The organism is Streptomyces sp. NPDC006326, assembly GCF_040612915.1.
Classification (GTDB): Bacteria; Actinomycetota; Actinomycetes; order Streptomycetales; family Streptomycetaceae; genus Streptomyces.
The window spans coordinates 1-24609 of record NZ_JBEXRC010000019.1; the positions used below are offsets into that span (position 1 = coordinate 1).

General features: G+C 73.2%; 20 protein-coding genes. 11 read left to right on the forward strand and 9 right to left on the reverse strand.

The genetic code is table 11. From position 1 onward, the window contains the following. Positions 1-174 precede the first annotated feature (174 nt). Positions 175-1431: a cytochrome P450 gene (locus tag ABZ128_RS16775; protein WP_356849077.1), complete on the forward strand. Its 1257-nt coding sequence runs from the start codon at positions 175-177 to the stop codon at positions 1429-1431. Between the two features lie 9 nt (positions 1432-1440). Here the strand turns inward: ABZ128_RS16775 and ABZ128_RS16780 are convergent, their stop codons facing one another. The 6 genes from ABZ128_RS16780 to ABZ128_RS16805 all read right to left on the reverse strand — a co-directional run bounded on the left by ABZ128_RS16780 (position 1441) and on the right by ABZ128_RS16805 (position 8863). Further along, entirely contained in the window at positions 1441-2520 is a 1080-nt protein-coding gene (locus ABZ128_RS16780) for an alpha/beta hydrolase-fold protein (protein ID WP_356849078.1), read from the reverse strand. A 43-nt stretch (positions 2521-2563) separates the two neighbouring features. Next, positions 2564-4171, reverse strand: coding sequence for a molybdopterin-dependent oxidoreductase (locus ABZ128_RS16785; RefSeq protein WP_356849080.1), 1608 nt, complete (start codon positions 4169-4171; stop codon positions 2564-2566). A gap of 71 nt (positions 4172-4242) precedes the next feature. Next, positions 4243-5424, reverse strand: coding sequence for an oxygenase MpaB family protein (locus ABZ128_RS16790; protein ID WP_356849081.1), 1182 nt, complete (start codon positions 5422-5424; stop codon positions 4243-4245). Positions 5425-5452: 28 nt separating this feature from the next. Then, on the reverse strand, positions 5453-6487 hold the full coding sequence (locus tag ABZ128_RS16795; protein WP_356849083.1) for a polyprenyl synthetase family protein: 1035 nt from the start codon (positions 6485-6487) through the stop codon (positions 5453-5455). Next, a complete protein-coding gene (locus ABZ128_RS16800) occupies positions 6480-6779 on the reverse strand; it encodes a hypothetical protein (RefSeq protein ID WP_356849085.1) in 300 nt (99 codons plus the stop codon). Before ABZ128_RS16800 ends, ABZ128_RS16795 begins: the two co-directional genes overlap by 8 nt. Positions 6780-7180: 401 nt before the next feature. Further along, on the reverse strand, positions 7181-8863 hold the full coding sequence (locus ABZ128_RS16805) for a ricin-type beta-trefoil lectin domain protein (RefSeq protein WP_356849086.1): 1683 nt from the start codon (positions 8861-8863) through the stop codon (positions 7181-7183). A 200-nt stretch (positions 8864-9063) separates the two neighbouring features. Between ABZ128_RS16805 and ABZ128_RS16810 the strand changes: the two genes are divergently transcribed. The 3 genes from ABZ128_RS16810 (at position 9064) to ABZ128_RS16820 (ending at position 11126) form a co-directional block, all read left to right on the forward strand. Then, the gene (locus ABZ128_RS16810; RefSeq protein WP_356849087.1) at positions 9064-9708 is read left to right on the forward strand and encodes a TetR/AcrR family transcriptional regulator C-terminal domain-containing protein; all 645 of its coding nucleotides are present in this window, start codon (positions 9064-9066) and stop codon (positions 9706-9708) included. A gap of 13 nt (positions 9709-9721) precedes the next feature. Continuing rightward, complete coding sequence (locus ABZ128_RS16815) at positions 9722-10657, forward strand: serine/threonine dehydratase (RefSeq protein ID WP_356849089.1); 936 nt, start codon at positions 9722-9724, stop codon at positions 10655-10657. A gap of 103 nt (positions 10658-10760) precedes the next feature. After that, positions 10761-11126, forward strand: a complete 366-nt coding sequence (locus ABZ128_RS16820) for a hypothetical protein (RefSeq protein WP_356849090.1) — start codon at positions 10761-10763, stop codon at positions 11124-11126. Here ABZ128_RS16820 and ABZ128_RS16825 read toward each other — a convergent pair. Continuing rightward, complete coding sequence (locus ABZ128_RS16825; RefSeq protein WP_356849091.1) at positions 11080-12105, reverse strand: hypothetical protein; 1026 nt, start codon at positions 12103-12105, stop codon at positions 11080-11082. The two genes, ABZ128_RS16820 and ABZ128_RS16825, sit on opposite strands and share 47 nt — an antisense overlap. Before the next feature lie 22 nt (positions 12106-12127). Beyond that, on the reverse strand, positions 12128-12622 hold the full coding sequence (locus ABZ128_RS16830; RefSeq protein ID WP_356849092.1) for a hypothetical protein: 495 nt from the start codon (positions 12620-12622) through the stop codon (positions 12128-12130). Positions 12623-13018: 396 nt separating this feature from the next. Here ABZ128_RS16830 and ABZ128_RS16835 point away from each other — a divergent pair, with 396 nt between their 5' ends. From ABZ128_RS16835 to ABZ128_RS16850, 4 genes are all read left to right on the forward strand, one after another. Next, positions 13019-14353 carry a sugar ABC transporter substrate-binding protein gene (locus tag ABZ128_RS16835; protein WP_356849093.1) on the forward strand — a complete coding sequence of 445 codons (1335 nt, stop codon included), beginning with the start codon at positions 13019-13021 and terminating at the stop codon, positions 14351-14353. Between the two features lie 164 nt (positions 14354-14517). Then, positions 14518-15342 carry a sugar ABC transporter permease gene (locus tag ABZ128_RS16840; protein WP_356849204.1) on the forward strand — a complete coding sequence of 275 codons (825 nt, stop codon included), beginning with the start codon at positions 14518-14520 and terminating at the stop codon, positions 15340-15342. Beyond that, positions 15339-16190: a carbohydrate ABC transporter permease gene (locus ABZ128_RS16845; RefSeq protein ID WP_356849095.1), complete on the forward strand. Its 852-nt coding sequence runs from the start codon at positions 15339-15341 to the stop codon at positions 16188-16190. The genes ABZ128_RS16840 and ABZ128_RS16845 overlap by 4 nt, the downstream gene beginning before the upstream one ends. A gap of 49 nt (positions 16191-16239) precedes the next feature. Next, the gene (locus ABZ128_RS16850; RefSeq protein ID WP_356849096.1) at positions 16240-19272 is read left to right on the forward strand and encodes a glycoside hydrolase family 38 C-terminal domain-containing protein; all 3033 of its coding nucleotides are present in this window, start codon (positions 16240-16242) and stop codon (positions 19270-19272) included. Positions 19273-19336: 64 nt separating this feature from the next. Here ABZ128_RS16850 and ABZ128_RS16855 read toward each other — a convergent pair whose 3' ends face one another. Further along, complete coding sequence (locus ABZ128_RS16855) at positions 19337-20566, reverse strand: hypothetical protein (RefSeq protein WP_356849098.1); 1230 nt, start codon at positions 20564-20566, stop codon at positions 19337-19339. Between the two features lie 235 nt (positions 20567-20801). Between ABZ128_RS16855 and ABZ128_RS16860 the strand changes: the two genes are divergently transcribed. From ABZ128_RS16860 to ABZ128_RS16870, 3 genes are read left to right on the forward strand one after another with little or no spacing between them, the layout of a single operon-like run. Next, entirely contained in the window at positions 20802-22835 is a 2034-nt protein-coding gene (locus ABZ128_RS16860; RefSeq protein ID WP_356849099.1) for an NADPH-dependent 2,4-dienoyl-CoA reductase, read from the forward strand. A 46-nt stretch (positions 22836-22881) separates the two neighbouring features. Beyond that, on the forward strand, positions 22882-23295 hold the full coding sequence (locus tag ABZ128_RS16865; RefSeq protein ID WP_356849101.1) for a PaaI family thioesterase: 414 nt from the start codon (positions 22882-22884) through the stop codon (positions 23293-23295). A gap of 6 nt (positions 23296-23301) precedes the next feature. Further along, complete coding sequence (locus tag ABZ128_RS16870; RefSeq protein ID WP_356849102.1) at positions 23302-24588, forward strand: MFS transporter; 1287 nt, start codon at positions 23302-23304, stop codon at positions 24586-24588. The last annotated feature ends 21 nt before the right edge of the window (positions 24589-24609 follow it).

Below are 24609 nucleotides of genomic sequence, written 5' to 3' on the forward strand. Positions count from 1 at the left end.
AACCCTCCAGATCACCGCCACCGCCACCGACACCACCCCCACCACCGCCACCACCACCTTCCCCCTCACCCTCACCTGGTTCTGAGACGAGACCGGCCCGGAACGGACTTGTACCACCGCACTCGCAGGCCGCACTGTTGGCCGAGATTCCTCCATACGGTCAGGAGAGTTGGCTTGTCACCGGACACGGCACACACGAACCCGCACGTCATAGACCCCGCCGGCGGCTGCCCGCACGCGCTCAACGCCCGGCTGCGGGCCCAGGGCGCCGTCGCGGAGGTGGTGCTCCCCGGCGGGGTGCCGGGCGCGGTCGTCCTCGGACACGAGGCGCTCAAGGAGTTCCTGTCCCACCCCGACGTGGCCAAGGACGCCCGGCACTTCCCGGCCCTGCACGACGGCACCATCCCCATGGACTGGCCCCTGCGCGTCTTCGCGAACGCCCAGGGCATGCACACCGCCGACGGCGCCGACCACCGCAGGCTGCGCTCCCTCGTCGGCAACGCGTTCACCGCCCGGCAGGTCGAACGGCTGCGCCCGCGCATCGAGGAACTGACCGCCGATCTCCTCGACGACCTCGGCCGGGCGGCGGCCGGGGCCCCGGACGGCGTCGCCGACCTGCGCACGCACTTCGCGCTCCCGCTCCCGATGAGCGTGATCTGCGAGCTGCTCGGAGTGGACCCCGAGCACCGGGAACGGCTGCACCACCTGTCCCACACCGTGATCATCGCCACCGACACCACCCCCGCCGAGGCGATGGCCGCCGTACGCGAGCTCGTCGAGCTGATGGGCACCATCGCCGCACGCCGCCGGGAGCAGCCCGGCGACGACCTGACCAGCGCGCTGATCGCAGCCCGGGAGGGCGACGGCGACCGGCTCAGTGAGGCCGAACTCATCGGCACCATGCGGCTGATGCTGGTCGCGGGCCACGAGACCACCCTCAACCTGATCAGCAACGCCGTCCGCGCCCTGTGCACCCACCGCGACCAGCTCGCCCTGGTCATGGAGGGCAAGGCCGGCTGGTCGGACGTGGTGGACGAGACCCTGCGCTGGGACGGCCCGGTCAGCTGGTTCCCGTTCCGCTACCCCACCCGCGACCTCACCGTCGACGGGACGGTGATCCGCCGGGGCACCCCCGTCCTCGCCGGATACACCGCGGCGGGCCGCGACGAGGCCTTCCACGGACCGGACGCGGACCGCTTCGACCTCACCCGGCCCACGGCCGCCCGCGCCCTCTCCTTCGGCCACGGCGCGCACTACTGCGTGGGCGCCCCGCTCGCCCGGCTGGAGGCCACCATCGCCCTGGAGCGGCTCTTCACCCGCTTCCCGGACCTCGACCTCGCGGTCCCCGAGCCCGGACTCCCGCACCAGCGCAGCTTCATCGGCAACAGCGTGCAGGCGCTGCCGGTCCGGCTGACCGCCCGCCCGGCGTAACCGCGGTGCTCACCCTGAGCCGGCGGAAGGCGGCGACAGCTCGGTGCTGAGCCAGCCCAGGGCGTTCGGATACATCGCGGTCCAGGTCTGGAAGTTGTGGCCGCCGGACGGGCGGACGAGGGTCTTGACCCGGACCCCGCCGCCCGCCGCGGCCGCGGCCCGGCTGAAGGCCTCCAACTGTCCCGGCGGGCTGTCCTTGTCCTGCGCGGAGGTGGCCAGGAACAGCCCCACGTCGGCCTTCCTGCGCTGTCCGACCAGCCACATGGGGCTGTTGCGCTCGCGCAGGACCGGATCGGCCAGTACGCCCGGGTCCCCGGTCAGCGGGTCCGGGTCCAGCGCGGCGCCCGCCCGGAACACCCCGGGGTACTGCAGCGGCAGCTTGGCCGCGCAGAACGCCCCGGTCGACACGCCCATGACGCCCCAGCCCTCGGGCCGGCGCAGGGTGCGGAAGTTCCGGGAGACCAGGTCCGGCACGTCCTGCGCGAGCCAGTCGGCCACCTTGCGGGTGGGCGTGTTGCTGCAGTCGGTGTTGACCCCGCCCGGGTAGATCTCCGGGACCACCAGGATGAACGGGTGCGCCGCGCCGAGCCGGACGAGGTCCTCCAGCGCGCCGGGCATGTTCCCCAGGTCCATCCACGTGCGCGGCGATCCCGGGTACCCGTGCAGCAGCACCAGCACCGGAAACCGGGTTTTCCCCGCGCCCGGCGCCCCGTACTCGGGCGGAGTCCACACGATCACCTGGCCGGCGAGCTTCGAGTGCGCGCCACGGAAGTAGGTGCTCTGCGTGCCGTCGCTGCCCCGGGTGAACCGCGCCCGGCCCAGTGGCGGCCCGGTCATCGTGGAGGCGCCCTGCGCGTCCCCGGTGCCCAGCAGGTCGTCCCAGGAGGCGTACAGGCCGTAGCTGCCGTTGATCCAGGCAGCGGTCACGGCGATCGCGGTGAGCTGGCACAGCGCCAGCATGCTCACCCGCACGGGCCACCGCAGCCACCCCGTCCCGGGGATCCGGTTCCACAGGAGCAGCGCGACGAGCATGGCGAGCGCGGTCGCGGCGATCAGGGTGCAGAGGAACGACGTACCGGTCAGCTCCATACGGTCAATCTACGGGCAGCCCGGCCGCGAACCCGGCAGGCGATCACCTCGGGTCCGCGGACGGCCGGGGCCGTACCCGGACCTCCACCGCGTGCCACCCCGTCGCGCCGTCGGGCACCGTCGCGCGGCGGACCCCCGTCTGGACGGCCCCCGTGCGGTCCGTGGCGCGGACCTCCAGGGTGTGGCGGCCGGGCGTCGCCTCCCACGGCCACACCCACTGGCGCCAGGTGTCATCGCCGTCCGCGGCACCGAGCCGGGCCTCCTGCCACGGGCCGGCGTCCACCCGTACCTCCACCCGGGCGATGCCCCGATGCTGCGCCCAGGCCACCCCGGCCACCGCGACCCGTCCCGCGACGGGTTCGGCCCCACTGCGCGGGGTGTCGATGCGGGACTGCGTCTTGACCGGTGCCTGCTGCGCCCACGAGCGGCGCACCCAGTACGCGTCGTACGCCGAGAAGGTGGTCAGGTGCAGCTCGCGCAGCCACTTGCAAGCCGACACGTACCCGTACAGGCCCGGCACCACCATCCGGACCGGGAAGCCGTGTGCGAAGGGCAGCGGCTCCCCGTTCATCCCGACCGCCAGCAGGGCCTCCCGGCCGTCCATGACCGCCTCGACGGGCGTGCCGATCGTCATCCCGTCCACCGAACGCGCCACCAGCTGGTCGGCCGGACCGCCCTGCGAAGGCGGTCTGACCCCCGCCTCGCGCAGCAGGTCGGCCAGGCGGACGCCGAGCCAGCGGGCGTTGCCCGCGTACGGTCCGCCGACCTCGTTCGAAACGCAGGTGAGGGTGATGTCGTGCTCGACCAGGGGACGGGCCAGCAGCTCCCGCAGGTCGAGGACGAGCGGGGTGGAGACGCCCTCCCCGTGGATGCGCAGCCGCCAGGTGGCCGCGTCCACGCGGGGGACGACCAGGGCGGTGTCCACCCGGTAGAACGTGCGCGCCGGGGTGAGGAAGGGGGAGAGCCCGGGCAGCCGCAGGTCCGCCCCTGCCGGGACCGGCGGCGCGGGCACGTCCGGCTCCGGCAGGGCGAGATCCGCCCGGGAGGCCGTGGCTCCGGCGGAGCCGTAGGCACCCAGCCGCTGGCCGGCGTACCCGATCCCGGCCGAGGCGGCCAGCGCGGCGGCGACCAGCCGTCCGAAACCGCGCCGGTCCATCGTCCAGGCCCCGCCGGCCGGGGCGCCCGCCGGCCGGGGTCGGGTCAGCGCCCTCACCAGCAGGTACAGCACCCCGGAGGCGGCGAGCCCGCCGGCCAGCGACGGCAGCGCGTCCTGCCAGGCCGCCCCGGGACGGCTGAGCGCGGCCACCGCGCCGAGCAGGCCGAAGCAGGCGGCGACCGCGATCCCCGCCCGCCTGCGCCGCAGCGCGAGGACCCCGGCGGCGGCCGCGACCACGCCCAGGACGACCATGATGCCCAGGGCCAGCAGCAGCTTGTCGGAGGTGCCGAAGGCCCGGATGGCCCACTCCTTGACCCCCACCGGCGTCAGATCGACCACCGCCGCGCCGACCGCGGTGACCGGGGCGGCCTCCGGCCGTACGGCGGCCGCGACGAGCTCGGCCACGGCCAGCCCGGCGAAGGCGGCGACCAGCCCGGCCACGGCGGCGCCCGGCAGCGGGCGCCGCCGCCCCGGCTCCGTCGTCCCTCGGGTCATGCGCGCTCACCGTCACTGTCGCCGCCGTCAGCGTCCCCGCCCGCCGCATCCAGTGTGGCCCCCGGGGCGGGTCAGTGCACCGGTGCCGGGGGCACCCAGCGCCCGGTGCGCGGCGCCTTCACCCCGTACTCGCCCTTCAGCTCCGCCGGGATGGCGTGGTGCATGACCCGGCCCCGGGTGAGCGCGGACAGCTCGAAGCCGGAGAGCAGCGAGCCCGCCTTGTCCAGGGCCCACTCGGCGAAGGGGCTGCTGTCCTCGATGGTCTCCAGCAGCCCGAGGAACACCGGCACGGCCTTCGCCGCCGTGTCCCAGGGGCTGCGCGGGATCTCCAGCCAGTCGCCGATGGTGTCGCCGACGAGGTAGCGGACGGTGGCCGCGACCATCGGGTCGAACAGGGTGCCCGGCACCACGTCCTCGTACATCCGCAGCAGCTGGGCGTTGAGGCGGACCCCCTCGGGGGAGGGGCCGAGGTTGCGCAGCAGGTAGAGGTCGCAGTAGTCGCGGGCCTCGGCGAGGTTCTCCGGCACGGCCGACATGTCGCACCCGAGCATGGCGCCGACCACCCGCCACGCGTAGAAGTAGGCCTCCGCGCCGTCCTCGCTCATGTGGATGCCGAGCCGGTGCATCGCGTCGAGGACCAGCAGCGAGAAGCAGATCTGCCCGCCGATCATGTCCTCCTGGCAGATCGGCAGCCCGTCCTTCTCGACGTCCCAGTGGCCGCCGTGGCGCAGGTGGTGGCGTACCGCCGCGTGCAGCAGCCTGACCTTCTGGGCGGCGGGGATGAACTTGCTGCCCTCCGCGAAGGAGTTGGTCTGCATGAGGTATGTGACGAACTGGCCGGTGTTGGCCATCCGGCGCGAGGGGTACGCCATGGAGTGCGTGGAGGCGAGCAGCCGGGAGAGCCGGGGCACGGCGTAGGTGGTGGGCATCGCGGCGAAGGACAGACCGGTGTTGATGTGGGCGGCGTTGTCCATGAAGAACAGGCGGGCCTGCTCCATGAGGTCCCAGTCGACCCAGCTCGGCGGCATGGCGGTCGCCTCGAAGTAGGCCCGGGCGGAGGCGGGAAGCTGTTCGGGAAGCGTGTCCCCCGCGGTGGTGAAGAACCGCATCAGGGTGTTGAGATCGCCCACCTCCTTGCGGCGGAACATCTCGGCGACGGTCTCGTCGGCGAGCGGGTCCCCCTGGGTGCGCAGGGCGTCGAGGGCGGCGTCGTCGTAGCGCGGGCGCGGCGAGGCCGTCTTGTTGGTGTTCACTTGACTCGTCTTTCTCGTCAGTTCGTGACTACAGCGAACGCTCGGCCGCCGTATCGGCGAGCTCGCACAGCGCGGACCGCGCCTCCACCGGCATCGGTACGTACTCCAGCGCACCGCGGGCCCGGCTGATCCGCTCCCGGATCATGTCCTCGACCTGCCGGCGGGCTCCGCAGCGCTCCATCAACGCGCGGACGGACGAGGCCTCGTCCTGGCCGAGGTCGGGATTGCCGACCAGTTTGGCGAGCAGCCGCCGGTCGTCCTCGTCGGCGGCTGCCACGGTCAGGGCCAGCAGCGCGGTCGGTTTGCCGTCCCGCAGGTCGTCCAGGTTGGACTTGCCGGTGGTGGCCGGGTCGCCGAAGGTGCCCAGCAGGTCGTCGCGGAGCTGGAAGGCCTCGCCGAGCGGCAGCCCGTAGCCGGAGAAGGCCTCCAGCAGGGCGCGGGGGGCTCCGCCGAGGGTGGCGCCCAGGTGCAGGGGCCGCTCCACCGTGTACTTGGCCGTCTTGTAGCGGGCCACCTCCAGCGACTGCGCCAGCTGCGGCACCCGGTCGCCGGGGGCGTCGGTGCGCAGCACCTCCAGGAACTCGCCGGCCATCGTCTCGCGCAGCAGCATGGACCACAGCGGGACGGTCCGGGCGAGGTAGCCCCCGGGTAGTCCGCAGGTGGTGAAGAGGTGTCCGGCGTACCCCATCAGCAGATCGCCGAGGATCATCGCGAGGGCGGTGGAGCGTCGGCCGGCCGCGGCGAACGCGGCGTGCGCGGTGAGCTGCCCGTGGCGCATCCGGCTGTCGTCGATGATGTCGTCGTGGGTGCAGGCCGCCGCGTGCACGAGTTCCATCGCGGCGGCGGCCCGGATCACCCCCTCGCAGTCGGGCTGGCCCGCCGCACGCCACCCCCAGTAGAGGAACGCGGCCCGGATCCGCTTCCCGCGCGCCAGGGACCGGCGCAGCTGCTCGGTGAGCGGCGAGAGTTCGGCGTGGAGCTGCAGGAGCTCCTGCTCCTCCTCGTCGGCGAGCCGGACCAGCACCTCGTCGATCCGCTCCCGGAAGCCGGAGTGGTCATGCACGGGGGTGGCCCTCGGTGGCGACTCGTTCGGCTGCCCGCCGGGCCATGGATTCGAGGTAGTTCTCGGGGCCCGCACCCGCCCTGCTGGTGGCCAGTTCGCCGCGCTTGCGCAGTTCCACCACCCCGTCGGTGAGCAGCTCCCGCAGGTCCGCACGGCGCAGGACGTCCTGCGCACGGTCGGCGGACTGCCGTAACTGGTCGAGGGCCAGGTCGGCGACCCCGGCGGCCAGGAGCGTGAGCAGCTCCAGTGTCGCGGGGGCCTCCCGGCCCTCGGCGGATTCGGTCTGGGACATGCGCGGCGCACCCCTGCTCGTGTCGTGCCGTCTGGCGTCGGAAGGGGCGCCCGCCGAATCGTTCCGACGACCGCCCCTGATCGTTTCCGGGCCAGTGAACCGAGTGGCCGTCCCGCGCGGCGAACCAGCCGAGCCGATCTCCCTCGCACGAGGAGCGAGATTCCCACGGGAGGGTGACGATCGGCTTCTGCTCCGGCCGCCACCGCCGGGGTGGTGTAGGCGTCCGCCGCCGTCGGTTGCCCCGGTGTCAGCGGGCCGCCTTCAGCCTGGTCGCGATGGCGGTGGCCGGCAGATGGGGACCCCCGCTCGGTCCCTACGCCCCGCCCCGGTCCCGGGTGGTCTGCCGGGCCCACTCCAGGAGGGAGCGGGCGTCGTACTCGTACCGGTCCCGCTCCGCCCCCTCAGACGGGGAGGGACCAGGCCTGGTCGACGCGGTGGTCGCCGCAGGCGGTCAGGCGCAGCCGTTCCGCCGGGGCGTCGGGGGTCGCGGGCGCGGCGGGAGCCGTCAGGCACTGCCCGCTGACGTCCTCGACCAGGGACCCGTCCCGGCGGTGCGTCCAGCCCTGGCCCTGCTGCCCGGGCGCGCACCGGGCCAGTTCGACCGTGCCGGCCTCGCCCGCCGACAGGCACGCACCGGCCAGCCGCAGACTCGCGTCCTCGCCCAGGGTCCAGCGCTGGTCGGCGCCGGCCGTGCAGGGCGCCAGGACCACGGCGCCGGCCCCGGCGGTGTTGGCGCCGTCGGCGCACTTGGCGCCGTCACCGGTGATCTGGCCGGTGGGCACGGCATCGGCGCAGCCCTTGCGCGGGGCGAGCCGCCAGACCGCCGTGTCGTGTGCGGCCAGCCTGCCCGTGAGGGAGGTCGCCACCTCGGAGGTCCTGCCCGTCCACAGGTCCTTGGCGTCGACCGTGCAGGAGTACAGCCCGATGTCGGCGAGCGGGACGGAGATGTCCCGGGTGGTGCCGGACCGGTTGAGCACGGCGACCGCGCGGTCGCCGTTCGCCAGCGGCCGGGCCAGGACCTCGAACGTGGCGTTCGCCGAGAGCACCGCGCCCTGGCGGCCCATCGGGTCCTGGTCGAGGGCGATCAGGTCGGTGTTGCCGAGTGCGGCCAGCCCGCCGGGGGTGAGCGCCGAGACCTCGGAGGACAGGATGAAGGGGGCCGCCATCATCGCCCACAGCCCGACCTGGCTGCGGCTCTCCGCCTCGGTGAGGCCGGGCGAACCCGCGATCAGGAAGTCGGGGTCGTTCCAGTTGCCGGGGCCCGCGTACCGGCCCAGCCAGCGGTTGTAGCCGTAGTTGCCGAGGACGGAGGACCAGCGGGAGGCCGTCGGAGCGGCCGGCTGGTAGACCTTGATGTCCTTGCCCTCGCGCCACAACTGGCCGGTCTCACCGACCCAGTCGAGGACCTTGTGCCAGTCCGGGCCGCCCCACTCGCCCTGCTGGAAGTAGGCGGGCGCCGACGCCGAGAGCACCATGTCCCGGCCGCTCCCGCGCAGGGCCGCGGCGACGGCGTGGTACGCGTCCCGGTAGGCCTGCTCCTTCGTCTGCCCCGGCGGCACCCACAGGTTGCAGCCGTCCATCTTGACGTAGTCGACCTTCCAGGACGCGAACTGCCGGGCGTCCTCGGCGTAGTGGTCGGCGCCGCCGCCCTCGGGTGCCCCGCTGCCGGGGTAGCGCTCGCAGGTGAGGGAGCCCGCGTCCTGGTAGATGCCGAACTTCAGGCCCTTGGCGTGCAGGTACCTGCCGAGCCAGGCCATGCCGTGGGGGAACTTCTGCGGGTCGGTGACCAGACGGCCCTGCCCGTCCCGGCTCCTGGTCATCCAGCAGTCGTCGACGGTGACCGTGTCGTAGCCCTTGGCGGCCAGGCCCGTGGACACCAGAGCGTCGGCGTTCGCGAGCACCTTCGCCTCGTCGATGTCGCACATGTAGTGCGCCCAGTTGTTCCAGCCCATGGGCGGGGTCAGGGCGAGCGGGGTGTCCGAGGTCGCGGTGGGGTCGGCGGCCGCGGGGGAGGAGGGCAGGCAGAGCGCGAGCAGGGCGGCCGCGGTGAGACAGGGGAGCGACGCACGCAGGCGGAGCGGCACGGAGACTCCTTGACGTGGGGGCGGGGGCATCCGGCGGGCTGTGGTGCTGTGGTGCTGTGGTGCGCTCAGTGCAGCGGGGCGACTACGCACTGTCAACAGAAGTCGGTGGTTATGGCGGGATGACCAGCAATATGGCCGTAGTCGGCGTCACACGATCGGGGAAGCCCCGACGTGAGACGTTGGCTGATACGCTGTATCTCATGCCGAGGACCTCGCCCGCCCTGGAGCGGGCCACCCCCGGGGCGATTGCCGCCGCCGCCCTGCGCATCCTCGACGAGGACGGGCCGCAGGCCCTGAGCTTCCGGGCCCTCGCCGACCGGCTCGACGTCTCGCACGCCACCGTGCAGCGCCGCTGCACCGACCTCGCCGGCCTGCTGGACCTGTGCACCGAGCACCTCGCCGCCCGCCTGCCGGAGGTCCCCGCCGGGACCGGCTGGGCGGAGGCCGCCGAACTCCGCTTCGGAGCCCTCTACCGGCTCCTCGTCGCCCACCCCGGGCTGCTCGCGCTGCGCGGCGGCCGGCCCTGGCTCGGCCGGGAGCTGCTGGCCCGGCTGGTGGAGCCCGCGCTCGCCGACAGCGTGGCCGCCGGGATGACCCCCGCCGAGGCCATGACCGCGTACCGCCGCATGTACCTGCTCACCCTCGGCAGTGCGGCGTTCGTCGACCACCGGGACCCGGCCGGGGCCACCGCCGCCTCACGGGCGGCCCTGGCCGCGCTGGACCCGGAGCAGTTCCCGGTCCTCGCGGGCGCGGTGGCCGACGTACTGCCCGCCCTGACCGACCACGAGGTGTACTACGGCGCCCTGCGCCAGCTGATCGAGGCCGCCCGGCCTGCCGCCGTCTGAAGGGACCCCCGCGATGGAACAGCAGCTCGACCACGCCGCCGTGTGCGCCGCCGCCGACCGGATCGCGGGGGCGCTGCGGCCCGCCGCCGTCGTGCCGGCGTCCGAGGGCGTCTGGTACGCCCTGGAGTACCTCCAGCACACCGGCTCCTTCAAGGCCCGCGGGGCCCACAACTTCCTCGCCGCCCACCGGGACGCCGGGTCCCTCCCCGACGCCGGGGTCACCATCGCGTCCGGCGGCAACGCGGGCCTCGCCTGCGCCTGGGCGGCCCGCGCCCAGTCCGTGCCCGCGACCGTGTTCCTGCCCGTCAACGCGCCGCGGGTGAAGGTGGAGCGGCTGCGCGGCTACGGGGCCGACGTACGGCTTGTCGGCGAGCGGTACGCCGATGCGCTGGCCGCCTGCCGGGAGTTCGCGGCCGTCGGCGGCGCGCTGAGCAGCCACGCGTATGACCATCCGCTCATCGCAGCCGGCGCCGGAACCCTGCTGGAGGAGATCCGGGCCGCCCTGCCCGGTCTGGACACGGTGGTCGTGGCGGTCGGCGGCGGCGGGCTGTTCGCGGGCGTGGCCACCGCCGCGCGCGAACACGGCGTACGGGTGGTCGCGGCCGAGCCGGAACACTGCCGGGCCCTGAACGCCGCCTTGGAGGCGGGCCGGCCGGTGGACGTCACCGTGGACTCGGTGGCCGCGGACTCGCTGGGCGCGACGCGGGTCTCGGCGGACGCACTGGCCGCGGCCCAGCACAAGGACGTGCACTCGGTCCTGGTCCCGGACACGGCGATCACCGCTGCCCGGCGGGCGCTGTGGCAGGAGCACCGGATCGTGGTCGAGGCCGGCGCGGCCACGGCCCTGGCGGCCCTGCGCACCGCCCCGGAACCGCTGGGGGAGCGGGTCGCGGTCGTGCTGTGCGGGGCGAACACCGACCCGGCCGACCTGGCGGCGCCCGCGAGCTGACGACGAAGGTCGCGCGAGCCGAGACTTTGGAGGACAGCGCGCGGCCCGTTCCCCTTGCGAAGGTCTGACCGACGGACGAACACGCAAGGCATGGAGGAACGGCGTGGCACAGCGCAAGGGTTGTCTGATCGGCTGCGGAGTGGTGCTGGTGCTCGGCATCGGGGCCGTCGTGGCCCTCCTGTTCGGGATCGGCAAGGTGGTCGACGCGGCGGGCAAGACCATGCTCGACCCCGCGGTCTACCGGGCCGTGAGCGTCGGCGACCCGGAGGACGCGGTCCGCGCCAGGATGCCCTCGGGGGAGACCTTCATGAAGGACGCCCTGAAGTCGGGCGGCCCGGCCGTGCCCGAGGGCGGCGCGTGCTCCTGGTACGTGTCCTCGGAGGCGGCCCCCTCGGGTGGGGAGACGGTCTTCCGCTTCTGCTTCAAGGACGGAAAGCTCGCGGAGAAGACGGAGTACCCCCTGAAGTAGCGCCTTCGGCGGCCGCCCGCAGCCGCCCGAGCGCGGGTGCGAGCCGGGCCGCGGTGCGCGGGGGCAGCCGGGCGGTCTCCGCGTCGATCCAGGCCAGTACGGCCGCCTGCTCTCCCGCGTCGCACAGCGAGAGGTGGAACAGCAGCTGCCGCCAGGCGGTCGCGGCCCGCCGACCGGTGGCCGCCCGCCGGCGCGCGGCGGTGAAGGCGCCGCGCGCCAGGCCGTTCCAGCCGGGGCGGGGGCGGATCTCGGCGTGGCGGGGACGAGGGCGGCCATGGTGAAGGTGATGAGGACCCGGGCCTGATCGATGACGGCGGGGTGGGGCGGCGAGCGCCCAGACGCCCCGGGCGCCGGGCCGCGGCAGCCAGGCCCCCTCGAAGCCCGCCCGCGAGGCGCACAACTGCTCGAACCAGGCGGTGTCCCCGGTCTCCGCGAGGTCCCGCGCCGCCGTGTAGTCGATGCGGTGGTAGCGCTCGTACGGGCTGCCCCGGAGCAGCTCGGCGGCGACCCGCACCGCGGGGAGCACGCCCGGGTCGACCCTTCCGCCGTACGCGGCGGCGAACGGCTCGGGGGTGAGCGGCAGCGCGATCCCCGCCCGTTCGGCGAGCGAGGAGAGCGTGGGGACCAGCCGGTTGGGCACCCCGGCACCGGGGAAGGACTCGACGGCGAGTTCACCGAGCCGGCGGAGCGCGGCGCGGGCGGCCTTCCGGTCCCCGGCGCCGCGACGGTGTTCCAGGACCGGGCGGAGCCAGGGCAGTGAGCCCGGCGGGCGCAGCGGCGTCCCCGCGCGGCCCCGGTCGGTGTGCACCGCGGCCGAACTGCGGCGCGAGCTCGGCCAGACCTCCGCGGAGGGCACGGACCCGCGCGCGAGCAGCGTGTCCACCGGCGCGCTCAAGGCGGTGGCGACGATCACGCGGATCGGGGCAGGGACCACCGACCCCGCCGGCACGCCGCTCGTACGCGCCTCCTCCTCGGTCACCGGCGCCACCGGCGACGCCACGTCAGGGGTGCCCGGCGTGCGGGTCGAGTCCGGAGAGCCGACTGCGTACCACCGCGGCCAGGGCGGCGTACGAGGGCTGCGCGGCCTGCCGGGCCTGCTGCGCGCGCAGCCGCGTGGGCTCGGCGGAACCGGGCAGTCCGCGCTTGGCGGCCATCGACGCGAGGGCGTGCCGCAACCGCCCGCCGGTCCGCGCCGGGAGCGGAAGGCCCGTGACCGCTTCCTCCAGCGCATGCCTGAGGACGGCGGCGTTCGACTTGGGGTCGAGGTGCCCCCGGCAGCGGGCGTGCGCGGCGGCGAGCGCCGAGTACCGCTCCAGCAGCACCTGCCCGTCGGCCACCCACTGCGCGCCGCCGGCGTCGGTGCGCAGCCAGTGGGAGAGCAGGGCGTCCTCGAACGGACGCCACACGGTGAGGGCTTCGGCCTGCGCCTCGACGGCGGGGCGGGCCCTGCGGCGGGCGAGCATGCCGGCGACCTCGCCCAGCGTACGGCGGTGCACGGCGTCCGTCTCCGGGGACGGACGGACCGGGGGCTGCGGGGTCGAACACGGTCCGCACAAGGACGGGCTCCGGTGCGGGCGGGCGCCGCGGAAGCGCCGTGCGAAGGACGGGGTGGTTCCGGGGCCGCCCACAAAGGAGTCAAAGTTCGGCGGCGGAACGCCTGCGCGCCGGGACCGGCGCCGCCCTTGACCGGTCCGGCAGGCCCGCGCATCGGTCCAGGTGGCCGGGTGCGGTCCCGGCCGCAGCCGGAGAGTCGGCGTCCTGCGGTCCCCGGGCGGCCACCCGCGGGTGCTCGGCCAACGCCGTTCCGGCCGCATTGACGCCGCCGCCGCGCTCGGGACAGCGTGGGCGGCGCGCTCCGGCAGCGAGGCCGGACTCCCCCGAAGGCGGAGACGATGACCCGATCGCACGTGACCCGCACCGCCCTCGCCGCCCTGGTGGCCGGCAGTTTCCTCACGGTCTCCGCCTGCGGCCTGAGCGGCGGCGCCGGGGACGTGAAGGAGGCGCGCAGGACCGGCAGGGTGGCGGGGGAGATCACCTTCCGCACGCTCCAGTTGAAGCCCAGGTTCACGGGGTACGTCCAGGGCGTCATCGACGCGTTCGAGAAGGAGTACCCGGAGGTCCGGATCGCGTGGGAGGACGTCCCGGGGGAGGGCTACAACGAGAAGCTCGTCGCCGACGCGCAGGCGGGCGCCCTCCCGGACGTGGTCAACCTCTCCACGGACTCCTTCCAGCTCCTGGGCGACCGCGGCATGCTCGCCGATGTCGCCGCGCTCGATCCCGGGGTCGCCGAGGAGTACGTGCCCGGCGCGTGGGAGCAGTTCGAACTGCCAGGGAAGGGCGACGGCGTGTACGCGTACCCCTGGTACGTGACCCCGGAGATCCTCACCTACAACACCGTGCTGTTCGAGAAGGCGGGCCTGGACCCGGCGAAGCCCCCGACGAGCGTCGAGCAGTTCTTCGACTACGCGGAGCGGATCGCCGCCGTCTCCGCGGGCCGGTACGCCGCGTTCATGGCGGATCCCAAGGGCCGGCTGCCCGGCGACTGGCAGAAGATGGGCGTACCCCTCCTGAACGAGAAGAAGGATCGTTTCGTCTTCGACACCGACAAGGCGGTCGAGTGGGTCGAGCGGATGAAGGGCCTGTACGCCAAGGGTGCGATGCCGAAGGAGTCGCTCCTGAAGTCCGATGACATCAACCAGCTCTACGGCGGCGGCAAACTCGTCTTCGGCCCCGGCTCACCGGGCTTCGTCAGGGACATCAAGCAGAACGCCCCGCAGGTCTATGCCGACACCCGGGTCGCGGGCGCGGTCACGGGCAGGCTCGGGCACATCGGCATCTACGCCCAGTCGCTCGGCATCAGGAAGGACACCGGGCACCTGGACGCCGCCGCCGCGTTCGCCCGGTGGGTCACCAACGGCCCCAACCAGGTCGAGTTCTCCAAGAACGCCACCATCTACCCCTCCCACGCGCAGGGCCTCGCGGACCCGCGCTTCGCGGACCGCGGTGACGGCAAGGACGCGGAGACCGTGGCCCGCGCGGTCGGCGCCGAGCAGCTGAAGACCGCCGCACTCGACGCCAACACCCCCGTGCAGTGGACCAGCCAGGTCGGTGACGCGGTCGTACGGGAGATGCAGAAGGCCATCCTGGGGGAGCAGGATCCGAGGACTGCCGTACGGAAGGCGCAGGAGGAGGCGAACAAGCTGCTCGCCATCGCGGCGAAGCGATGACGGCCGCCCCCGTCCCCTCGGCCGCAGCCCGGTCGGCCGGCACCACCTCGGCCGCCGCCCCCTCGGTCACCGCCCCCTCGGCCGGCACTGCGCCGCGCCGCGGGCCCGGCCCCCGTCACGGCTCACGGTGGACGCCGTACCTCTTCCTCGCCCCCGGGCTGGTGATGGTGGCGCTGTTCAGCCTGTGGCCGTTCGTCAACACCGTCGTCCTCTCCTTCACCGACGCCCGGATCCTGCGCGGCGGCAGGTTCGTCGGCTTCGACAACTACACCCGCGCCGTGGCCGACCCCGACTTCTGGACCGCCACCGGCAACAGCGTGCTCTACCTCGCCGTCGTCGTCCCCTGCCTGGTCCTCCTGCCGCTGGCCCTGGCCGTCCTCGTACAGGCCCGGATCCCCGGCATCGGCTTCTTCCGCTCCGCCTTCTACACCCCCGTCATCGCCTCGGCCGTGGTCGTCGGCCTGATCTGGCAGTGGGTGCTGCGCAGCGACGGACTGGTCAACACCGTCTTCCGGAAGCTGAGCCACGTCTCCGAGCCGGTCCCCTTCCTCACCGACAGCACGCTGCTCCTGGCGTCCGCGATGCTCGTGACCGTGTGGAAGGGCCTCGGCTACTACATGGTCTTCTACCTGGCGGCCCTCGGTAACGTCCCGGCCGTCCTCCACGAGGCGGCCGCCCTCGACGGCGCCGGCCCCGTCCGCCGCTTCTTCAGCATCACCGTCCCGCAGGTGAAGCCGATGATGCTGCTGGTCGGCACGCTCTCGGCCATCTCCGCGCTGCGCGTCTTCACCGAGATCTACATCCTCGGGGGTGAGAGCGGCGGTCCCGGAGGCGGCGCGCGCACCCTGCCCTTCCTGATCCGGCAGGTCGGGCTCGGCTTCTCCGGCGAGACCGGTTATGCCTCCGCGCTGTCCGTCCTGCTGTTCCTCCTCACCCTGGTCTTCAGCCTGCTGGGCCGGCGCCTGTCGAAGGGGGATGACGAGGAATGAGCGCCCCGCTGCGGCCCCGCGGCGACCGGAGGCACCGCCGGCTCGCCCTCGCCGCCCGCTACACGACGCTGCTGCTGGTCCTCGCCGTGATGCTCGGGCCGATCGTCTGGCAGTTCCTGACCTCGCTGCGCGGCCGTACCGAGAACGTGTACGACGGGGTCCTGCCCGCGCAGCCCACCCTCGACAACTACGTCCGGGTCGCAAGGTCGTTCCCGCTGCTCCCGTACGTCGGCAACACCCTCGTCGTCGCCGCCCTCGCCGTCGCCTCGAACGTGCTCTGCTGCTCGATGGGCGGGTACGCGCTGTCCCGGGCCCCCTGGAAGGGCCGGACCGCCGTCTTCACGGTGCTCGTGGCGACCCTGATGTTCCCCTTCGAATCCGTGATGATCTCGATGTTCCTGACGGTGCGCGCGATGGGCCTGGTCGACACCCTGGTCGGGGTCTGGCTCCCCGGCGCCGTGTCCGTCCTCAACATCATGGTCATGAGGGCGGCCTTCCTCGCCGTGCCCCGGGAGATCGAGGAGGCCGCCGTCCTGGACGGGGCGGGGGAGTGGACGCGCTTTCGCCGGGTCTTCCTGCCGGCCGCCAAGGGCGCCCTGGCCGTCGTCTGCATCACCAGCTTCATGGGCGCCTGGGACGATTTCCTGTGGCCCCTGCTGGTCCTCACCCACAGCGACCACTACACCCTGCAACTCGGCCTCAAGAGCCTGGCCGGCACGACCACCACCAATGACCAGCGGATCATCGCCGCCGGAGCCATGGCGGCCCTCCTGCCGATGATGCTCCTCTTCTTCGCCCTCCAGCGTTACTTCTTCAAGGGCGTCGGCGAGGGAGCGCTCAAGACCTGAGACCCGCGCCGCGCACCGCACCCGACCTACCCTCCCTGGAGGAGCCGTCATGCATGACGACCGCAGCATCACCGAACAACGCCTCCGCCGGGTCCTGGCGGAGCGGATCAGGCCCGCCGTCCACGCGCGGGCGGTCCCGCTGGCCGTCGAGCGGTGGCAGGCGCCGGACGAGCCCGTGCCGGTCGCCGAGGGACTGGCGGCCCCGTACGGGCCCTGCACGACCGGCGAGCCCTGGGGGCCGGCCTGGGGCACGACCTGGTTCAAGGTCACCGGCACGGTCCCCGCCGACTGGGCGGGGCGTACCGTCGAGGCCGTCCTCGACCTCGGCTTCGACCGGATGATGCCGGGCTTCCAGTGTGAGGGCCTGGTCCACCGGGCCGACGGGAGCGAGATCAAGGCCCTCAATCCGTACAACGACCGGGTCCGGGTGGCCGACCGCGCCGTCGGGGGCGAGCGGGTCGAATGGTACGTGGAGGCCGCCTCGAACCCGGTCCTGGTCGAGCACCGGCCCAGCCGGGAAGGGGACAAGCGCACCAGCGGCGACCGGCCCCTGTACCGGCTCGCCCGGATGGACCTGGCCGTCTTCGAGACCGAGGTCTGGGAACTCGTCCAGGACCTGGAGGTGCTGCACGACCTGATGCAGCAGCTCGGCGAGGCGGACGCCCGGCGGTACGGGATCCTGCACGCCCTCGGCGCGGCCCTGGACGCGGTGGACCTCGACGACGTCCCCGGCACGGCAACCGCCGCCCGGGCCCGGCTCACCGGAGTGCTCGCCGCCCCCGCGCACGCCTCCGCGCACCGGATCAGTGCCGTCGGCCACGCCCATATCGACTCGGCCTGGCTGTGGCCCCTGCGCGAGACCGTGCGGAAGGTGGCGCGGACCACCGCCAACATGGTCGACCTGATGGACGAGCACCCCGAGTTCGTCTTCGCGATGTCCCAGGCGCAGCAGCTCGACTGGATCAAGACGCATCGGCCCGGGCTCTTCGAACGGGTCAAGAAGAAGATCGCCGACGGGCAGTTCGTGCCCGTCGGCGGGATGTGGGTGGAGTCCGACACGAACATGGTCGGCGGCGAGGCCATGGCCCGGCAGTTCCTGTACGGCAAGAAGTTCTTCCTGGAGGAGTTCGGCATCGAGACCCGGGGCGTGTGGCTGCCCGACTCCTTCGGCTACACCGCCGCGCTGCCGCAGCTGGTCAGGCTGTCCGGAGCACAGTGGTTCCTGACCCAGAAGCTCTCCTGGTCCCAGGTCAACGCCTTCCCCCACCACACCTTCCGGTGGGAGGGCATCGACGGCACCCGCGTCTTCACCCACTTCCCGCCCGTCGACACCTACAACAGCGACCTCGGACCAGCCCAGCTGGCCCACGCCGCCCGCAACTACCGCGAGAAGGGCCGCGGTTCCCGCTCGCTGGTGCCCTTCGGCTGGGGCGACGGCGGAGGCGGCCCCACCCGCGAGCACCTGGCCCGGGCCCGGCGCCAGCGGGATCTGGAGGGCTCGCCGCGGGTGGAGATCGAGCGTCCGGACGCGTTCTTCGAGAAGGCCCGCGCCGAGTACGAGGACGCGCCCGTGTGGGCCGGTGAGCTGTACCTGGAGCTGCACCGCGGGACCTACACCTCCCAGGCCAAGACGAAGCAGGGCAATCGGCGCAGCGAATCCCTGCTGCGCGAGGCCGAGTTGTGGGCGGCCACCGCAGCGGTCAAGGCGGCGGGTTACGCCTATCCGTACGAGGAACTGGAGCGGATCTGGAAGACGGTGCTGCTGCACCAGTTCCACGACATCCTGCCCGGGTCGTCCATCGCCTGGGTGCACCGCGAGGCGCGGGCGACCTACACGAAGGTGGGCGAGGAGCTCGGCGCGCTCACCCGCGCGGCGCAGCGGGCGCTGGCCGGGGAAGGCACCGCGGAGCTCGTCTTCAACGGTGCCCCGTACGCCCGGCGCGGTGTCCCGGCCGGCGGGGCGGGCCCCGCCGTGGAGGCGGGGCAGCCGGTGACGGTGCGGGAGAGGCCCGGCGGCGGGCAGGTCCTCGCCAACGGGCGGCTGCGGGTGGAGATCGACGGGCGCGGGCTGATCGTGTCCGCGTACGACCTTCAGGCCCGCCGCGAGTCGGTGGCGCCGGGGCTCGCGGCGAACCTGCTGCAGCTCCACCCGGACTTCCCGAACATGTGGGACGCGTGGGACGTCGACGCCTTCTACCGCAACAACGTCACCGATCTGGTCGGCCTGGACGCGCTGGAGGTGACGCAGGCCGGACCGGCCTCGGCGACCGTCCGGGTCAGCCGCTCCTTCGGCTCCTCGCGGGCCTCGAAGGCGGTCCAGTCGATCACCCTGCGCACCGGGTCCAAGACGGTGGACATCGTCACCGAGGTGGACTGGCACGAGACGGAGAAGTTCCTCAAGGCCGCCTTCCCGCTGGACGTGAAGGCGGACCGGTCCGCGGCGGAGACCCAGTTCGGGCACGTCTTCCGGCCCACCCACACCAACACCTCCTGGGAGGCGGCGAAGTTCGAGATCTGCGCGCACCGGTGGATCCACGTGGAGGAGCCGGGGTGGGGCGCCGCCCTCCTCAACGACTCCACGTACGGCCACGACGTGACCCGGGACGTCCGGGCGGACGGCGGCCAGACCACCACTATCCGGCTCTCCCTGCTGCGCGCCCCGCGCTACCCCGACCCTGAGACCGACCAGGGCGTGCACACCCTGCGCTTCTCGCTCGCTCCCGGGGCGGAGATCGCCGACGCCGTCCGGGAGGGCCATGCGCTCAACCTGCCGGAGCGCGTGGTGCAGGGCGCGCACCCGGTGACGCCGCTGGTGGCCGTCCACCACGACGCGGTGGTGGTCGAGGCGGTCAAACTGGCCGAAGACCGCAGCGGCGACGTGGTCGTGCGCCTCTACGAATCGCGCGGGGGCCGCGCATCGGCCACCCTGACGGCGGACTTCCCCGTGGCCGCGGCGACCGAGACCGACCTCCTGGAGCGCGCCCTGACGCCTACGGCGGTCGCGGCCCCCGCCGGGCAGCGGGCGGTCCCCCTCACCCTGCGGCCCTTCCAGATCGTCACGGTCCGACTCCGGCGGGCCTGAGAGCCGCGGGTGCCCCCGGCCGCAGCCGGCCGGGGGCACCCGCCCGATCCCGCCGGGGCGGGGGTCAGGACGGATTCAGCTTGATGGCGAAGCCGTTGAAGATGGACCAGACGTCGACCCAGCCGAGCCCCGTGCTGCACTCCTTGGAGGCGTTGCACCCCCAGCCGTAGCTGACGATGCCGTTGAGCTGCCGCGAGTTCTGGTCGTTGATGAAGATCACCGGACCGCCGCTGTCACCGCCTCGGCCGACGATGCCACCGTAGTGGGGTACGCCGTAACTGCCCCAGACGTCGGTGCCGTTGACGTTCCACCTGGCGTTGCCCGCGTACACCGTGCGGATGTTGCAGACGACCTTGGAGTTGTAGCCGAGCTGGCAGGTGAAGTCGCCGACCGCCACGTTGCGTACCCCGTTGAGGTAGCGCGTGTAGCCGTTGGCGTCCAGGCCGTCCCAGGTGTAGCGGTACGTGGCCGCCTCGATGAACACCGAGTCGAGCTCGGGCCGCTTGAACTTGACCTGGCCGATGTAGTTGCCGCCGGCCGCCCAGACGTTGTCGCCGACGTTGTAGCAGTGGCCGGCCGTGACCAGCCACTGGCGGCCGTCCCACGTGCTGACGGCCGGAATCCCGCTGGTGCAGTACGACTGGCTGCCCGAGGCGGGCCCGAGCGCGGCCCCCGCGTAGAACGGCGCGGTGTCGTTCCAGCGGTTCAGCGGCTGCGCAGGAGCGGCCTGCGTGATGCGCACCGGCGTGGCGGAGGCGCCGCCGCGCTGCCCGGTGACGGCCGGAGAGGCGAACCAGGCCTGCGCCGCCGGGGGGTTGTCCACCGAGAGGTCGATGCTGCTGCCGTCGACGGCACTGGCGGCGAGGGAGACCTTGAAGGGCAGGTCGGAGCGCCCCGTGATCCCGGAGATCTCCTTCCTGAGGTCCTGGGCGGATTTCCTCGCCTTGACCACGTGGATCAGCCGGCCGTCGACCTTCGGGTCGGCCGCGCGGACCGCGGCGATGAACTTTCCGCTCTCGCGGACGTCCGTCAGGTACACGTTGACGGAGCGGTAGTCGGAGGCCATCTCGACCTGGGTGTAGATGTCGGCCCGTGCTTCCCGCCCCACCCGGGCGGCGGCGTCGGCCGCGGCCCTCAGCGGTTGAAGTACCTCTGCCTGTCGTTCCGGGGTCATCGCGGCGACCGCGTCGGCCGAGAGCGGCCCCGGGGTCTGTGCCTCGGCCGAGAAGGCCATCAGCGGCAGGATGGCCAGCGTTCCCGCGAGTGCGAGAGAACGCCGCAGCCCGATCTTCATGTGTTCCCCTCCACTACCTCACCGGCGTGAGGTCTCAGCGCCCCGTGACGCTAATGACCGGAGAAGGGGCCGCCTAGGGCGAAATATGGCCTTTTTGGCGATTCGAACGAGGTGGCGGCCATCGAGCGCGTGAGCTCGACCACAGGGGGCCGACCTGGTTATGCACCTAGTTGCAAAAGCCTCCCCGCCTCGCTACAACAGGTGCATCACCCCCCGCGCGAGGAGGCACGTCCCGATGAGTCCGCAGAGCTCCCAGAGCCAGTACCCGCACCTGCTGAGCCCCCTGGACCTCGGCTTCACCACCCTCCCGAACCGCGTGATCATGGGATCGATGCACACCGGCCTGGAGGAGCACGAGGGCGGCTTCGAGCGCCTCGCCGCCTTCTACGCCGAGCGCGCCCGCGGCGGCGCCGGCCTGATCGTCACCGGCGGTATCGCCCCCAACGACGCCGGGCGGCCCTTCGAGGGCGGCTCCCGCCTCACCACCGAGGACGAGGCCGCCGAGCACCGGGTGATCACCGAGGCCGTGCACGCCGAGGGCGGGAAGATCGCGATGCAGATCCTCCACTTCGGCCGGTACGCCTACCACAAGGACCTCGTCGCCCCCAGCGCCCTCCAGGCCCCCATCAGCCCCTTCGTCCCCAACGAGCTCACCGACATCGAGGTCGAGCGCACCGTCGAGGACTTCGTCCGCGCCGCCCGCCTCGCGAAGCTGGCCGGATATGACGGCGTCGAGATCATGGGCTCCGAGGGCTACCTGATCAACGAGTTCATCGCCGCCGCCACCAACAAGCGCACCGACCGCTGGGGAGGCGCGTACGAGAACCGCGTGCGCTTCCCGCTGGAGATCGTCCGCCGCACCCGCGAGGCCGTCGGCGAGGAGTTCATCCTCATCTACCGCCTCTCGATGCTGGACCTGATCCCCGGCGGCTCCACCCTCGACGAGGTCGTCCACCTCGCGAAGGAGATCGAGGCGGCCGGCGCCACCATCATCAACACCGGCATCGGCTGGCACGAGGCCCGCATCCCCACCATCGCCACCTCCGTCCCGCGCGGCGCCTACACCTGGGTCACCCGGCGGCTGATGGGCGCGGTCGGCATCCCGCTGGTCACCAGCAACCGCATCAACACCCCGGAGAAGGCCGAGGAGATCCTCGCCGAGGGCCGCGCCGACCTGGTCTCGCTCGCCCGCCCGTTCCTCGCCGACTCCGACTTCGTCGCCAAGGCCGCCGCCGGCCGCTCCGAGACCATCAACACCTGCATCGGGTGCAACCAGGCCTGCCTCGACCACACCTTCAGCGGCAAGATCACCAGCTGCCTGGTCAACCCCCGCGCCTGCCACGAGACCGAACTCGTGCTCTCGCCCACGCAGCTGAAGAAGCGCGTCGCGGTCGTCGGCGCCGGCCCGGCCGGGCTCGCCTGCGCCGTCTCCGCCGCCGAGCGGGGCCACGCCGTCACCCTCTTCGAGGCCTCCGGCCACATCGGCGGACAGCTCGACATCGCCCGCCGCATCCCCGGCAAGGAGGAGTTCGAGGAGACGATCCGCTACTTCGGCACCCAGCTGGAAGAGCGCGGTGTGGAGGTCCGGCTGAACACCCTCGCCGAGGTCGAAACCCTCCGCGGCTACGACGAGGTCGTCGTCGCCACCGGTGTCACCCCCCGCATCCCCGACATCGAGGGCGTCGACCACGCACACGTCGTCAGCTACCTCGACGTCCTGCGCGACGGCGCCCCCGTCGGTGAGCGGGTCGCCGTCGTCGGCGCCGGAGGCATCGGCTTCGACGTCGCCGAGTACCTCACGGACAGCGGTGAGGGCGCCTCCCAGGACCCCGCCGTCTACTTCCGCCACTGGGGTGTGGACACCGCGTACGCAGGCCCCGGCGGCCTGACCGCGCCCGAGCGCCCGGCGCCGCCGCGCCAGGTCCACCTGCTCCAGCGCAAGGCCACCAAGGTCGGCGCCGGCCTCGGCACCACCACCGGCTGGATCCACCGCGCGGAGCTCAAGCACCGCGGCGTCGTCTCCGTCGCGGGAGCCGCGTACGACCGGATCGACGACGAGGGCCTGCACATCACCGTCGACGGTGAGCAGCGCCTCGTACCGGCCGACACGGTGGTGCTCTGCACCGGCCAGGAGCCGCGCCGCGACCTGTACGAGGCGCTGCGCGCGTCCGGCATCGAGGCGCACCTGATCGGCGGCGCGGACGTCGCCGCTGAACTGGACGCCAAGCGGGCGATCCGCCAGGGCACGGAGCTGGCGGCCCGCCTCTGAGGAAAGGGTGTTGTGGCGGCCCGGGGCGGGCCGCCACAATCTGCGGATGACCATGACGCCCGCAGACGCAGACAAGATCCTCAGCGACAACTTCGCCCCCTGGGTGCTCGCTCTCGGGCTGAGCGTCCAGGAGACGGGCGAGCGGCACGCCGTGCTGCGGCTGCCCTGGTCCGACGAGCTGGCCCGGGACGGGGGCGGATTGTCCGGGCAGGCCCTGATGGCCGCCGCCGACACCGCCACCGTCGTCGCGATCTCCGCGGCGCGCGGTGCGTACGGCCCCATGACCACCGTGCAGCAGTCGACGAGCTTCCAGCGGCCGGTGGTCGGAGCGGACGTGCTGATCGAGGTGCGGGTCACCAAGCTCGGCAAGCGGATGGCCTTCGCCGACATCACCATGACCCCCGACGGTGCCCAGGAGCCGGCCGCCACCGCGTCGACCGTCTACGCCCTGCTGGGCTGAGCGGGGGTGGCCGCCCGTTCGGCGCTGTGGCGGAACCGGGACTTCAACGTCTTCTGGCTCGGCCAGACCCTGTCCGTGCTCGGCGGGTCCATCTCGCTGCTCGCGCTGCCCCTGCTCGTGCTCGACGCCACCGGGTCCATCGTCCAGATGGGCCTGATCACCGTCATCGCCGGAGTCACCGGCATCGGCACCGGGCTGTTCGCCGGTTACGTGGTGGACCGGACGGACCGCCGCCGTCTGATGATCGCCTGCGACCTCGTACGGGCCGTACTGCTGGGCGCGGTGCCGTTCCTGTGGTCCGCGGGTCCCCGGATGTGGGTGCTGTACGTCCTGACGGCGCTGGTCACCGCCCTGAACACGCTGTTCGACGTGGCGTACGTGACCGCGGTGCCGAACCTGGTACGGCCCGAGGACCTCACCGCCGCGAACGGGCGGCTGATGGGCACCTTCGCCGTCGGGACCCTCTTCGGGCCGGTGGCGGCCGGGTTCATCGCCGCGGGGGTGGGACCGGACTGGGCCCTCGGCGTGGACGGGGCGACCTTCCTGGTCTCCGCGGCCGGCCTGCGGTGGGTGACGTTCGGGCGGGCGGAACCGGCCGCCGGGCCCGGCGAGGAGAGCGGGAAGCTGCGGGAGGTGTTCCTCGTGGGCCTGCGCTTCCTGTGGACGCACGCGGTGCTGCGGCCGCTGACCGTCCTGCTCACCCTGCTCACCTTCCTCACCATGGGCGCCACCGACCTGCTGATCTACCGGGTCGGGGAAGACCTCCACCAGGACGCGGCCACCCTCGGTGCGGTGATGGCGGTCAGCGGGGTCGGGGTCGTCGCCGCGGCCCTCGCCGCCGGGGCGCTGCGCCGCACGTTCGGGTTCGGCGCCTGCTGGCTGGGCTCGGTCGCGATGATCGGTGCGGCGGTGGCCGGCACCGGGCTCAGCCGCAGCGTGGTGGTGATCGCGCTGCTGGCCGCCGTGTTCATGTTCGGCATGACCCTCGGCGGGGTCTGCTCCATGACCCTGCGCCAGGAGGTGACCCCCGACCACCTGCTCGGCCGGGTCACCTCGGCGTTCTGGACCGTCCACAACGCCTCGGGGCCCGTGGGCGCGGCGGTCCTCACCGTCTTGGCCGACCGGTACGGGGTACCCCCGGTCAGCGTGGCCGGCGGGGTGTTCTGCCTGCTCGTCGTCGGCGCCGGACTGCTGACCCCGCTGCGGGGAAGCCGTATCGCGGGCCCGGCGGCCAGGGGACCGGTGGCCGGCTCCCCGGCCCGGGACGGGATCGGCGAACATCCCCGGCCGTGAACTCCGGTGGGCCCGCCGCGT